This is a genomic window from Carboxylicivirga fragile (assembly GCF_050589805.1).
GTDB lineage: Bacteria > Bacteroidota > Bacteroidia > Bacteroidales > Marinilabiliaceae > Carboxylicivirga > Carboxylicivirga fragile.
Map to the genome: position 1 here is coordinate 97,573 of NZ_JBNGOY010000004.1, position 14,722 is coordinate 112,294.

8 protein-coding genes and 1 pseudogene are annotated in these 14,722 nt (G+C 36.9%); 4 read left to right on the plus strand and 5 right to left on the minus strand.

The features are described 5' to 3' along the window. Positions 1-12: 12 nt before the first annotated feature. Both ACRD7B_RS02925 and ACRD7B_RS02930 read left to right on the plus strand, forming a co-directional pair. A pseudogene (locus ACRD7B_RS02925) lies at positions 13-783 on the plus strand (phosphotransferase enzyme family protein); the annotation flags it as partial. Between the two features lie 16 nt (positions 784-799). Beyond that, positions 800-1,702, plus strand: a complete 903-nt coding sequence (locus tag ACRD7B_RS02930) for a sugar phosphate nucleotidyltransferase (protein ID WP_430822968.1) — start codon at positions 800-802, stop codon at positions 1,700-1,702. 64 nt (positions 1,703-1,766) lie between these two features. On the opposite strand, the gene ACRD7B_RS02935 is transcribed toward ACRD7B_RS02930, so the two are convergent. The 5 genes from ACRD7B_RS02935 to ACRD7B_RS02955 form a co-directional block, all read right to left on the minus strand. Continuing rightward, positions 1,767-3,356 carry a sulfatase gene (locus ACRD7B_RS02935; RefSeq protein ID WP_430822969.1) on the minus strand — a complete coding sequence of 530 codons (1,590 nt, stop codon included), beginning with the start codon at positions 3,354-3,356 and terminating at the stop codon, positions 1,767-1,769. Between the two features lie 4 nt (positions 3,357-3,360). After that, positions 3,361-4,938 (minus strand): chondroitinase-B domain-containing protein, encoded by a 1,578-nt coding sequence (locus tag ACRD7B_RS02940; RefSeq protein ID WP_430822970.1) that lies wholly within the window; start codon positions 4,936-4,938, stop codon positions 3,361-3,363. Positions 4,939-5,186: 248 nt separating this feature from the next. Further along, positions 5,187-5,810 carry a carbohydrate-binding family 9-like protein gene (locus tag ACRD7B_RS02945; RefSeq protein WP_430822971.1) on the minus strand — a complete coding sequence of 208 codons (624 nt, stop codon included), beginning with the start codon at positions 5,808-5,810 and terminating at the stop codon, positions 5,187-5,189. A gap of 52 nt (positions 5,811-5,862) precedes the next feature. After that, positions 5,863-7,413, minus strand: coding sequence for a sulfatase family protein (locus tag ACRD7B_RS02950; RefSeq protein WP_430822972.1), 1,551 nt, complete (start codon positions 7,411-7,413; stop codon positions 5,863-5,865). Positions 7,414-7,433: 20 nt separating this feature from the next. Further along, the gene (locus tag ACRD7B_RS02955) at positions 7,434-8,642 is read right to left on the minus strand and encodes a glycoside hydrolase family 88 protein (protein WP_430822973.1); all 1,209 of its coding nucleotides are present in this window, start codon (positions 8,640-8,642) and stop codon (positions 7,434-7,436) included. Between the two features lie 326 nt (positions 8,643-8,968). Between ACRD7B_RS02955 and ACRD7B_RS02960 the strand changes: the two genes are divergently transcribed. Continuing rightward, positions 8,969-13,045: a hybrid sensor histidine kinase/response regulator transcription factor gene (locus ACRD7B_RS02960; RefSeq protein WP_430822974.1), complete on the plus strand. Its 4,077-nt coding sequence runs from the start codon at positions 8,969-8,971 to the stop codon at positions 13,043-13,045. A gap of 103 nt (positions 13,046-13,148) precedes the next feature. Next, on the plus strand, positions 13,149-14,708 hold the full coding sequence (locus ACRD7B_RS02965) for a DUF4955 domain-containing protein (protein WP_430822975.1): 1,560 nt from the start codon (positions 13,149-13,151) through the stop codon (positions 14,706-14,708). Positions 14,709-14,722: the final 14 nt, after the last annotated feature.

Genomic DNA, 14,722 nt, shown 5'->3' on the forward strand with positions numbered 1-14,722 from the left:
CAGGGTGATTATTGGGCTGTATGTTTGTTTATTGCTGACAGTGTTGTCTACGAAGCTGCAGATTCCCCTGAGTTGGCCTATGCAGGTGGTAAAGGTATTGGAAAATTCCAAAGTATGAATTCTGATTTTAAGGGGCAATTAACAGATATTCTTCCTGGTTTCCATAATATCCGCTTCCGATTTAAGCAATGGGATGAAGTTTTAAGTAAAGATCCTGTTGGTAGAAAAAAGGAGTTAAAAGCTGAGATTGATTGTATTGAAAGTAGAAGGGAAGAAATGCTTAAGTTTTGGTCGAAGGTTGAAGATGGCACAATTCCAACGAGAGTAACACATAACGATACCAAAATCAACAACATCCTTTTTGATGATAAGGGTGATGTTTTGTGCGTTATTGATTTAGATACCGTTTTGAGTAGCAAGGCTTTGAATGATTTTGGTGATGCTATTCGTTCGTATACCAATACAGGTCTCGAAGATGATGAAAATCTGAGCAATGTTGCCATGGTTATGGCTATTTTTAAAGCTTATACTGAAGGTTATCTATCCGAAACTAAGTCATTCTTAACGTCGGTTGAATTAGATTATCTTGCTTTCTCAGCTAAGTATATAACCTACGAACAAGTATTACGTTTTTTAATGGATTACATTGATGGCGACAACTACTATAAAGTTAATTCACCAGAGCACAATTTAGTACGTACACATGCTCAATATAAACTTTTGCAGAGTATTGAACAGCAGTATGATGAAATGGAAGAGGTTGTTAAAGAAGCAGTGAAATAGCAGACGCGATACAAGCATGAAACCAACATTATTGATATTAGCCGCAGGAATGGGAAGCCGATATGGCGGTTTGAAACAGATGGATCCAATTGGTCCTTCAGGAGAAACGATTATTGATTACTCAATTCATGATGCCATTGAGGCAGGATTTGGAAAGATAGTTTTCGTAATTAGGGAAAGTTTTGAGAAAGAATTTAAGGCACTTTTTAATGCTAAACTTCATGGTAAGATTGAAGTCGCATATGTGAATCAAGAATTGGAAAAGGTGCCTGACCAGTGTACTTATAATTCTGAAAGAGAAAAACCGTGGGGCACAGGACACGCTATTCTGATGGCTAAAGATTGTATAAAGGAGCCTTTTGGCGTTATTAATGCCGATGATTTTTATGGCAAGGAAGCTTTTGTAACCATAGCAAACTTTTTGCGTGAAGATTGTTCTGATGTGCTATTCGGAATGGTTGGCTATCAAGTTAAAAACACTATTTCGGAGAATGGTTCTGTTTCCAGAGGAGTTTGTTCTGTTGATAAACACTCACATTTGCTTGGTGTGATTGAGCGTACCCACATTGAGAAGTTGGATGATGGTATTGCTTATAAAGAGACGGAAGTATGGACTTACATTAATGATAATACAACGGTTTCGATGAATTTTTGGGGATTTTCACCTCGGATATTTCAGCAACTTGAAGTTCAATTCATCGACTTCTTAGATAAAAAAGGGCAGGAGTTGAAATCTGAATTTTTTATACCGACGGTCGTTAGTAATGTTATTGAGAATAAGGCGGCGAGAGTAAAGGTTTTAAATTCAGCTGCGCAGTGGTTTGGAGTGACTTATCAGGTAGATAAGGAATTGGCGATTAACTCTATTAGTGAGCTTGTGAAAGAAGGTGTTTATTCAGCTGAATTATGGATCAAATAATTTTATAGTTTTGATGTTTAGTAAAAAGGTTTTGGCTAAAGTGTCAAAACCTTTTTCATTTTGTTTATTTTAACCATTCAGGTATCAATGATGCATCATTTTCCCACCGTTCAGCTCGTTTGTTATATATATTGTGCGTTTTACTTTCTTGTGCCGAATGGTGGATGTCTATCGGAAGTTGCTTCTTCATTTTTTCAATAATGCTCTTGTATTCTGGATTGCTGGCTAAATTATAACGTTCCTTTTTATCAGCTATACCATCATATAATTCTTCATCACCATTAGCATATCGAATGTAATGCCAACGTTCGCCTCTGACCGAATGGCTTCCATATGAATACGATGTAAAGGCCGGATTTGTGCGTTTGGCGTTTACATCCTTTAATTGAGGTATTAAACTTATGCCATCAACATGTTTTGCATTTTTGAGTTTGCAAAGTTGGCTTAAGCTCGGATAAATATCTATTAAACTGGTTGGTTGTTTGCATATGTCACCAGCTTTGGTTAATCCTGGAACCACCCAAATCATAGGGCTATTAGTTGACTCCTCCCAGAGTGTATTTTTTCGCCAGCTTCGCTTTTCACCCAAATGTTGTCCGTGATCAGACCAAAGAACAATGATAGTATTGTTAGCATACTTGCTCTTTTCCAATGCATCTAATACACGACCTACCTGAGCATCTAAAAAAGTGACGCATGCTAAATAGCCTTGAACCAGTTGTTTTCTGTAACTAGGACCTAATTCACGAACCACCATTTCATTACTTGGCTCAAAGGCACCGTAGGCCATTGCTTTTCCGTACAGTGGTATGTCATCCATTTCATCTTCGGGTTCTTCTGAAAAAGTTATCTCATCAAGCGGATACATGTCAAAAAACTCCTTGGGAGCCGTATATGGAACATGAGGACGAACAAAACCAACTCCTAATAAAAAAGGTTTGTCATAGTCTCTGTTTAAGCGTTCTATGGTCCAGTCAGTTGATAGTTCATCTGGCATTTTTCCGGTCGGTAAATCCTTTCTGTCGATTGGCCCGGCACATAAGGAGTGTCCTTTATAACTAGGGTTATGATTTTTAATGGGAGAGCCTCCTTTTGGGAATGGATAAAAGTACACGCCATTATAACCACCTCCATCTTTCATGAGCTCATCGGTCATATCAAAACTACGAGGCGCTCGTTCATCCCACATAAGTTGCTCTGGATTATCAAGTTCTATATCGTAGCATGCATGGCCTTCAATTTTTCCACATGCCATGGTGTGATAGCCATTTTTTCGAAACAGAGCAGGAAGTGCTAAAGCTTCGTTCCAGAGGTTTTGGTTTTGCACACCGCTTGTATTTGAATAACAGCCGGTAGAAACAGCACTTAATCCGGTCATTACACCTAAGCGAGATGGTGTGCAAACTGGTACACTAGTGTGATTATTCGCAAAATAAACTCCACGCTTGGCCAAGTCATCAAGGTTTGGTGTTTTAACATTCGGATGGCCCTCTTCACCCAGTAAACTTAACCAGTCATTTAAATCATCTACCGAAATAAACAAAACATTTGGTTGATTGGAATTTGTTTTCTGTTCTTTCTGTTTATTTTTGCATCCTCTAGTTATTGCTAAAATTAGGAATGCAATAAAAAGATAGGCTGTGTATTTAAACATGAATTTATTTTTTACGTTTGTTTATCACTTCTTTAAATTTCTTTTGAAGAGATTTAGATAATTTGCCTGTTTGAGCATAGGTTCCTGGGATTTCCAGCAACCAACATGGGCCAACATCTTCAAAACTCAGTGGCTCTCCCTTTATACCTTGCGAAACAATATGTGGTATGTCAAGATTAATACCTTCAATATTATACAAAATAGATGTATAATCTGATTTATTGTGATTAAAGTGCTTAGTGAATTCAGCTTGCCAATTATCTGACAATTTGGATTTGTCAAACTTTATCCCTGTTTTTATTTTAAAGTTAGTGGAACTATTTAAGGCTGTATTATCGTTCCAGTCAATATTTCTTCCGCCCTTGTTTTGTCTGTAAAAAAGTGGAAAGGTGTACTTTTTGTCAGAAGTAAATAGATTATTAGCAAGGAGGATATCTCTAGGTTGTTCAAATTTAGTTCCTTTATCGCTACAGTATTTAATGCGTCGTTCGTACAAGGCACTAAAATTAATGGCATAACCATTGTTACGGTCGAAATAATTATTGATAATTCTAAGATCAAACGCCAAAGCATGTTCGTCGCCAACAGCGCCGCAATTTAAAAACAAAGCTGCATTGCCTCGTGATTTTAGAGTTGTTGGTAAGTTAAAGTAATTATTGGCAATAATATGACCACTACCCCAAACAAATATGCCGCCATATTCTCGCATTGAGTCGGTTCCGATGAAGAAATTATTTATGGCAACCTGTTTGTCGCCATGCCTGAAATTTAGAGTACCCGCGCAATTTTTATAGGTGTTGTTGTAATATACATTTTCCATCGATTTACTAGTAATTATTTCAGGTTCGGAATCTTGCCTTTCAAAAAGGTTATTATCAATCAAGCATCTTCCATAATCGCTACGCCAATAACCTACTCGTATACCACCTCCAGCGTTGCCCGGTTTCTTAGGATTTGAAAAATAGCAATGATCAATGCGATGATACATCGGAATGCCTTGTGTTCCTTTCTTAATGTCTTTTTTGGCTACATTATTTAGGTTAATTACCTGATCGAAAGTTATTTTTTCGGTAAACGAGCAATGATCAATACGACAATATTGAGGTACCTGTCCATCTTCGGTTAGTGAAGTGGTGATATAAGCCGAGTTAGCTTGATCAAAGGCATGAAAAGAGCATTGTGTTATACGATTATGACTGCCATATATTGCTACTAATCCTGGGCCGTGTGTGCTCCATTCGTCAGGGTTCCTATTACCATCTTTAAAAAAAATGCCATCTAGCACGTTGTACGTTCCGTGCATTTCAATTTTAATGTCGCCGCTAAAAACAACTTTACCTCTGTTTTTGGCGCGTATAATGATTGGAGCATTTTCCTTTCCTGATTTCTTTAATATTAATTGAATATTATTGTAAACTCCATCAGCTATCAACAACGTGTCACCTGGTAACAAGTTTGTAATTGCCTGTTCAACCTTTTTAACTGACGAAACAGTTTTATTTGTAGCTGTTATTTGAACACCTATCTTTAAAAATAGAATTGTTAATCCAAATGCAAAGTAATAAGAGAAGGTTGTTTTCATTGAGTTTATTGTTATTTTATTCAAAAATAATTTAACCAGAATCATGTTTGGTTAATTTCTTGGCACGTTTGGGAAACGTTCCAAGGAATTCAAAATAGTTGCAGAACGGAGGCTGTTCTGCCTTCCATTTAATGATCCTACATGGGATTTATGAATTATTAAAATATGGGATAGTGTAAAACAAAAAAGCATCTGATTGAATGATTATTATTTTGTCAGATACTTTTTACTTTCCAGACTTAGTTTACTTATACCAACCTTATTTTTCCAAAGAATGCAGGTAAATGGAAATTAGGTGTCGGATTATCAATGGCATTCCATGATAAGAAATGGGGCTCTTTTTGCTTGTCGCCACATTTATAAAAGTTGACATCAAAAGTTCGTCCGGCCTCAAGTGTAACATCGTCGTTACTAAAAACTTGTTTTGGAATAACGATGTCTAAAGTCCACTCCATTGGCGTATTAAGAATATCTATTGGCTTTGTTTCTAATGATGGCTTTGTTTTAATATTAGCAACTATATTTTGATCTAAATTGGATCTATCTATATTACTGGTGCCGTAGCCACATAGTTGCGTGCCAATGCAATTGAATTCAAGGTTATAATACCCCTTGTCATTAAATGCTATAAAAAATTCAACACAGCTGTCTTCCCAAACAGGACCGTTTATTTCTGTAGTTATTGCTTTTGCATTGCTTTCTATAACCTTGTATTTTAGATATAAATTGTTTTCATCGTAGGCTAGTCCAAATTTCACCATCATCTCAACTGGGTACTTCCAGTTGTCATTATTTATAGGGTTTGATGCTTTTGGAAAAACAAGCTCACCTCTTTTTGTGTGTAGTATCTGGTGTATTTCAATCTTATTCATATTTGTTTGATGTATTAGAGTTTAGTTTATCACACTTTTTTATGGCTCATGACTAGTTGTCATAGTTTATCCAATCGCCTAGTATTTTGTTGTGATACCAAGGGTCATCACTTCTTTTCAATTCTGTTGCTAGCTCAACTAACAAAACCTGAATAATTGGGTCTTTAAAGTTAACCTGGAGGTTATTCATCTGATATGGATCTTCTTTGTCATTGAAGAACTTTGTCTCTTTTAATTGATTATTCCTATCGATTGCAAGTTCCAAGGTATATTCATGCGTTTTTATGCCTCGTGCAACGGGGAAATAGTCGGTAACCAGTCCTTCTTCATTCTTTTTACCATTAATGTTTCTGATATAAAGGGCACTTTCAGGACGATCTGCATTGGCTATGTTTTTCATGGCTTTACTGTAATCATTGCCCTGTACTTCGTTCGGAATTTTATCCGAAAAACCCATAAGCCCAAGTAGCGTTGGCATTATATCTGGTGTGCCTAGTAATAAGTCGTCGATGCGTGCCTTTGCCATCTGTGGCCACCTTATTAAGAATGGAACATCAAAAGACTCGCTGTAAATATTGTTTTTTGGATCTTTAATGTTTTGACTGCACATGGTCTCACCATGGTCTGAGGTGAATACAATAATTGTATTTTCGTATTCGCCCATTACCTTAAGCTGCTCAACGATGCGTCCAAACTCGCGATCTACGCCCGTAACGTTAGCAAAATAGAATGGAGCCGATTTAGCTTTATCCATTTCCGGGTTGGCATTATCGCGATGAAGTAGATCCTTAAGTGGTATTTCTTTATAATGATTGTAGTCTTCTTCCAAACAATCGTCGAGAGAGTTGTATGGATTGTGAGGAGGATTCATCGAAACAAAGATGGCGAACGGTTTTTCTGTGTCGCGTTGTCCGTTTTCGTTTTTTAAGTAGGATATAACCTGATCAGCTTCATGTTGCGGCGACCATTCTTTAGGTTCATGCCTTTTGCCATCATTATCGTAGTAATGAGGGTTTTTGTGGACATCCCAGGTGCCATACGAGTACCAATAATCAAAGCCATGACGTTTATCCTTTGGTGTATATGCATCCCAGGCTGGGGTGCGCGGATCAACGTAGTTGCCGGGATTAGCTGGGTCGTTTGGTAAAGGATAATCTAAATGCCACTTGCCAAAATAGGCTAAGTTGTAATCCTCATTTTCAAGTACATCACTAATACAAACCGCATCATCCCTAAGTGAACTTATCGGACGATCGGCATTGCAGTTTAATGGAACGCCAGACGCCCCAGGGTATAGTCCTGTGAATAAGCTTCCGCGGTGTGGGCTACAAAGAGGACAGTTACTAACTGCATTTGTAAGGACAAGAGCCTCCTGTGCAAATTGATCAAGCTGTGGTGTAAGAACAGGATCAGCCTTAGTACGTATGGCACCTTTGAATTCACCCTGAGTCCAAAAATTTAGTGCTTGTTTTCTAAATTGATCAGGGAATACATATACCAGATTAGGTTGCTTCTCTACTTGCTTTTCCGGTGTTGAGCATGCAACGAGAATGGTAACTAATCCAATTAGTACTGCTGATAATGTGTAAGTGAATTTTCTCATCAGTTTATTGTTGGGATGAATTAAATTGCCTTGTCTTCAATTTTCTTTAGGCGCATCAGTGCCTCAATGTAATAATAATCGGCATAGTTTAACGGGACATCAATTTCGTTGTTATGCGGAATGCTTCCGACACTGTGCTTAAGTATAAAATTATGATTTTCGCCCTCTTTGGCCAGGTAACTTTCTGAGGACAAATTTTTAAGAATAAATTTAGCCTCAGTTAAATAATTTTTATCCGAGTATGTGTCTAATTCGATAAGTGCTGAAGCTGTTATGGCTGCTGCCGAGGCATCGCGTGGTTCGTATGGTATTTTTGGTGCATCGTAATCCCAATAAGGAATGTGATCGCTTGGCATATCAGGATGGTTAATAATATATTCCGCTATTTTCTCGGCTTGTTGTAAGTAGGCTGGGTCTTTAGTGTACCTGTAGCATAGCGTATAGCCATATACTCCCCATGCCTGACCGCGTGCCCATTCCGACTCGTGAGCATAACCTTGTGCTGTATGTCTGTTGCGTACTTTACCTGTAATACTATCATAATCGATCACGTGATACGAACTCAAATCTTCTCTGAAGTGATTTTTTAAAGTCGTATTGGCATGCGCAATAGCTACTTTTCTATATTTATCGTCTTCTGTTATTTGTGATAATTCAAATAGTAGTTCCAGGTTCATCATGTTATCGATAATGACAGGGAATTCCCATCCTCTTTTTGATTGCCAGCCTTTATCCACATCCCAAGAGCGGATGCATCCAACATTTGGATTAAAACGTGTAATTAAAGTATTACCGGCTTCAATTAAGGTTTGTTTAAATTGCTCGTTACCGGTTAAACGATAACCGTTTCCATACGAGCAGTTGAAAACAAAACCTAAATCGTGATAAAAAGGCATTAAACGATGACTTTCAAATTGCTTTTGAAAATGAGAAGCAGCTTTTTTCCATTTTTCATCTTTTGAATATTCAAATAAGTACCAGCAAGTACCTGGAAAAAATCCCTCTGTCCAATCAAAGCCATCTCTTGTATAATGCATATGACCATCCGCAGTGATTGTGCGCGGTATTTTCTGAGCAGCTTCAGCTGTTTTTAATAATAAACTAGTTTGCTTACTGGCGAACTTTAAATTCTCAGTGATTCCTGGTTTTGTTGTTTGATCTAAACTACAACTACAGATCGAAACAATACTTAAAATAAAACCTAGATTTTTTAAAAATGAAATTCTCATTGTATCTTATATTTATCTATTATCCGTTTTCGTTCCACTGGCATTTTACCGTTTGGGATAAGACAAAAATAATGAACCTAAGGTCTTAAAAAACACTTGGTTAAGGATTGTCTTTGAGCTAATATTGTTCATGCTGTTTATTAACGTTTGATTATCAAGATAGAAGAAGTCCGATTTAAGGGTGATGGTGTACGATAATGTCATTATTGCGAATTATTTTGGATTATTATTTTTTGAGTAGCTGTTCCTTTGTATTATGCTTATTTTTGAATTATTAAAGCTATGTATTTATAGTGATAAAGCAATTATTTTAAGGGAGATTAGGAATGAAAAAGTACGCAATATTTATACTTGTTTTATTTATTAGTGCTAAGCTTTCAGCACAAAATATAGCTTTTGAGTATTTAGGTTTGAGGGACGGCATATCACAAGTTTCTGTGACCTCATTAATGCAGGATGAAAAGGGGCGGATTTGGATTGGAACACGGGATGGATTAAATGTGTATGATGGAGATAAGGTTAAAACATTTCGCCCGGTTAGAGGAGATAGTACATCTCTTTTGGGTCATAATATAAGGGTATTAAAAAGGGAGGGGGAGTATGTATGGGCAGCTACCTATAATGGGGTTTCACGATTAAATACTAAAACTTTGGTGTTTGAGCAGTTCTCATTTGATGGTGTTTTGGCATTGTTGCCGTACAATGGTAAACTTTTACTGGGGACGAGCAGGGGCTTATTTGAATTAAATCCCAATAATAAAGCATTTACATTAAGAGGTGATTTATTTGACAAGAATTGTCCTGTTCGAAATCTAACCATCGATCATGCTGGAATATTATGGATTTGTAGCGATGATGGATTGTATAAATATAATGCCAATAGTAAGGTTACAACCCAAGTGTTGGATGTAAAAACCAATGTTGTGTATACCGATTCTCAAAAACGTATCTGGGTTGGAACTGATGGCGATGGAGTTGTTGTTTTGAACCGCCAAAACAATGTCATCAAACATTTTCAGCACAGTGACGATAGTAGTTACTTGGTGAATGATATAATTCGTGATATAAATGAAGATTCGCAAGGTAACATTTGGGTTGGAACATTTCTAGGTTTAAGTATTATTGATGGGCGAAGCTTTGAAATTCAAAATTATCAGCAGTCAGATAATGACCACAATGGATTGTCGCATAATAGTATATATAGTCTGATGTGCGATCAGCAAGGTACTATGTGGATAGGTACCTATTTTGGAGCAATAAGTTACTATAATCCTGATTTTCATGTTTACCGACAATATTTCGTTCGTCCTAATAATCCACAAGGTGTGAACTATCGCGTTATTGGAAAAATGCTTGAGGACAAGAAAAATAATTTATGGGTTGCAACTGAAGGCGGAGGTTTGGATTATTTCGATCGTAAGACAAAGAGCTTTAAGCATTATATGCACTCGGAAGGTCAGCCTGGACTTTCGCATAATAGTGTAAAGTCCTTATTAATGACTAAGGAGGGAAAGTTGCTTGTAGGTACGTATTTAGGAGGGTTAAATTTGTTGGATATTGAGAGCGGAAAATTTCGTGTCTATACTCACGACTCAAAAGATAGTACCTCTTTGGCTTCTAATGTTATTAATTCTATTATTCCTTTTCAGGGTAATTACCTTCTGGGTACGCATAGTGGAATCGTAAAATTTGATATTGCTACCGAATGTTTTGAACCCTTTATCCAAGATAAAGAAGATCAGGCTTTAATTGGTAAAGTGATCTTTTGTTTGTTTGAGGATAGTTTTGGAAAGTTATGGATTGGAACGGAACGAAACGGCTTATGTGTTTACGATGCTGAAACAAATCAATTGAAGAGGTATACAAATGGAATGGGTGAAAATTCTATAAGTAGTAACACCATTAACAGTATTTTTGAAGATCACCAATTCAGGCTTTGGGTTGGAACACTTGGTGGTGGCTTAAACCAATACCTACGAAAGCAGGATAAATTTTTGAATTATTCAAGATTATCTCATCAATTACCAAGTGATTTCGTCTATGGAATTCAAGAATCGAGGTATGGTAATTTATGGGTTTCAACCAGTAAAGGTCTTGTTCGCTTTGATATTGAAAATGGACGTTTTTATAATTACGATCAGACTAATGGTTTTCCGCTAGAAGAATTAAATGATGGTTCTTTGTTTCTAACTAGCGATGGAGAGGTTTTTGTTGGTGGCATTAATGGTCTGGTCTCTTTTCAGGAAGAGGATTTATTAAAAAAGTCGAGTGATTTTAGTTTGTTGTTTACTTCTTTATATGTCAATAACAAGGAGGTTTACCCTGGTGATGAAACGGGGCTGTTAAAATATGATTTGGCGTATAGTAATGAAATAGTTTTAGCTCCCGAACAAGATGTTTTTACTATCAATTATTCAGCATGCAATTACATTTTAACCAATCAAAGTAGATACGAATATCAACTCGAAAATTTTAATGATGATTGGGTGAAAGCCGGAAATCAAACATCGGTGACGTACACAAACCTTGATCCGGGAACCTACCATTTAAAGGTACGTGTATTAAATAGCATTGATGATAATGTTGTGGATAGTAGGCGTATAAAAATAGTTGTTAATCCGCCATTCTATAAAACGTGGTATGCCTATTTGTCTTATTTGGTACTTCTGGTCGCTTTGATATTATGGCTTAATCAAATCTATTTAAGTCGTGTGCGATTAGAGGATAGTCTAAAGGTTGAAAAGCGTGAGAAAGAGCAGATAAAAGAAATGAATAAATCAAAACTTCGTTTTTTTACCAATATATCCCATGAGTTTCGAACTCCTCTGACTTTAATAACTGGCACCTTAGAAGCCATATTGGAGGATACGAAAACATCGGCTCGTAACTATAAAAAGTTACTGACCATTAATAATAATGCAGTTCGATTAAATAACCTTATTACTGAATTGCTCGATTTTAGAAAGATGGAGCAAGGTTTTCTGAAACTGAAAGTGTGTGAGTATAAAGTGGCTGCTTTTCTTGATGAAATATTTCAATCTTTTGTGGAATATGCCCATCATCATCATATTGATTATGATTTTAAAACGCCTGCACAATCAATGTCCTTGTGGTTCGATGGTCAACAAATGGAAAAAGTGTTTTATAATCTGATTTCAAATGCTTTTAAGGTAGTTAAAGAAACAGATGGGAAGGTGATTGTTGAAGTAATTGAACAGCCCGCTTTTGTTGATATAGTTATTTCTGATAATGGACCAGGGATGGCAAAGGAGGGCGTGAAGAGAATATTCGATCGTTTCTATCAAATTGATAAAGTTTCGGGTAAAACAAGTGGGCAAGGCAGTGGGATTGGCTTGGCGCTTTGCAAAGGAATTATTAAGGAGCATCAAGGGCAAGTGTTAGTAGATAGTATTGAAGGAGAAGGTACTTCGTTTACAGTCCGATTAAAAAAAGGAAATAAGCATTATAAAGATGAACAACTCACCAACGAGAAGCCTGAATTATTTAATGATGAGAGTTCTCTTATAGAAGTTGAATTAACGGACGAATTCGAATTAATTGAATTGGCTGATAATGTACCAAGCCTTTTGTTGGTTGAAGATAATGGTGAGGCTAGAGCTATGCTAAAAGATATTTTTTCGAAACATTATAAAATACTGGAAGCAGAGGATGGCAGTGTAGGCTTAAATGTTGCCTTAGCTGAGCAGCCCGATCTTATTATCTCGGATGTAATGATGCCAAATATGTCAGGTACGCAAATGTGTGCTAAACTAAAGCGTAATGCACAAACCAGTCATATACCTATAATTTTATTAACTGCCCGCACGGCAATGGAATATAAGATTGAGGGTGTTGAAACAGGTGCTGATGATTATATTACGAAACCATTTAACATTAAGCTGCTGCGTGCACGAGTGAAGAACCTATTAAAGAATCGTGCTATTATTAAGCAAAAGTTTAAGCAGGATCCTAAAGCGGAAGTAAAGGATTTGGCACATAATAGTATTGATCAGAAGCTACTAGAAAAAGCGCAAGCAATTATTGAGGAACACATAGACGATACTGAGTTCGATGTCAATGACTTTGCAAAAGCCATGAGCCTTGGTCGAACACGTTTGTATTCAAAAATTAAGGGTGTTACTGGTCAAACACCCAATGACTTTATTCTGTCCATACGATTAAAGAAATCGGCTGAAATGCTTCTAAGCGAGCCTGAGATGAATGTTTCGGAAATTGCATATGCTGTTGGTTTTAGTACACCTCGTTATTTTAGTCGTTGTTTTCGTGAGCACTTTGGAGTAACACCTTCAAAATATACGCAGGGTGAAAAGGCATGTGATAGGATTAATGATGGAAAAAAAGGTGCAGAAGCTGCCAGTGAAGAAGAAAATGAAGGTAGCTAGCTATAAAAGTACTGAATAATTATGAACGTAATTTGAACGATTAACTACCTTCATAACTTGTGGTAATTCCTATTTTGCAGTCATAAATCATTACAAGTTATTTATGAAAAACAATCTTAAATATATGTTGGTATTGGGGATATTAACCATGTCAACTAATGTGTTAGCTCAAAAAAGTCAGCTATGGGAAGATTATAAAGCTGCTCAATCAAAAGGAGAAGTTGCTGAACTACCTGATTTTTCTTATGCAGGTTATCACCATGGTGAAAAAACTATTCCAGATGTAAAACACAAAATATTTGATGTAACTGATTTTGGAGCTATCCCTGATGATGATAAGTCGGATAAAGAGGCCATTTGTAAGGCCATTAAAGCGGCAACAAAGAACGCGTCCAGTATTATCTATTTCCCCAAAGGGCGTTTTCTAGTGAATGAAGATGATGATGATCGTTTGCCGATTATTGTAAAAGGTAAGAATGTAGTGTTTAGAGGAAGTGGAGCAGGAGTGAATGGTACTGAACTTTACATGAAAAACTACCTACCTGCGAAAGATCCGAAGAAATTGTGGACAACACCTTATTTGTTTCAATTTGTTGGTGGAGGTAAGGAAGAGGTCATAGCTAAGGTAACTGGTAGTTCTGATCGTGGATCTTTTTCGGTACGCGTTAATGATGCTTCAAATATTAAGGCTGGTGATTGGGTTGTTTTGCGTGTAAAGAATAATGCACCTGATTTAGTTGAGAAGGAGATGTGTGGCTGTCACTTAGATGAAGCGTGGACATCAATAATAAACAAAGGTGTATATGTAAATGAATATCATTTGGTGGAGAATGTTAAGGGTAAGAACTTAACATTTAAAGAACCCTTGATGCGTGAAGTAGATAAGAACCACGAATGGCAAATTTTAAGCTATGCACATTTCAAAGAAGTGGGAGTGGAAGATATTGCATTTGTTGGTAATTGGCACGATGAATTTGTGCATCATAAAAATGATATACACGATGGCGGATACTCAATGTTAAAGTTTCAGCGCTTAGCTAATAGTTGGGTGCGTAATTGCCGCTTTACCGATGTTAATCGTGCAGCCAGCCTTGTACTTTGTTCTAACGTGTCAGTTTTAAATTGTGATGTAACCGGAACACCAGGGCATAGCTCAATCAGTTCTAATGCTTCCACAAGAGTTTTAATTGGATTGGTTAACGATAGTTCCTCGCAATGGCATGCACCAGGAGTAACGAGTGCTACTATTGGAACTGTATTATGGCGAGTGAAGTATAATGAAGATACGAGCTTTGAAGCTCATGCATCTCAACCTCGTACTACATTGTTCGACTGTATTGAAGGGGGATTTTTTATTGGTCGTGGAGGAGGAGCTCGATTTAATTTGCCTAACCATTTGGAGCATCTCGTTCTGTGGAATTATAAAGAGTTGGGTGAGCCTGAAACGGACTTCGAATTTTGGTCATCAAAAACATGGTATTGGAAGATTATACCTCCCATTATTGTTGGTTTTCACGGAGCTGGTAGCACCTTTCAAGAAGATCAACTTAAAGTGATTGAATCGTTGGGTACACCTGTGGAGCCAGAATCGTTGTATGAAGCACAATTAAAGTTACGACTGGGTGAGTTACCAAATTGGATTAAGCAGGTTACAGAGAACTAATTTTTTAATTTTAA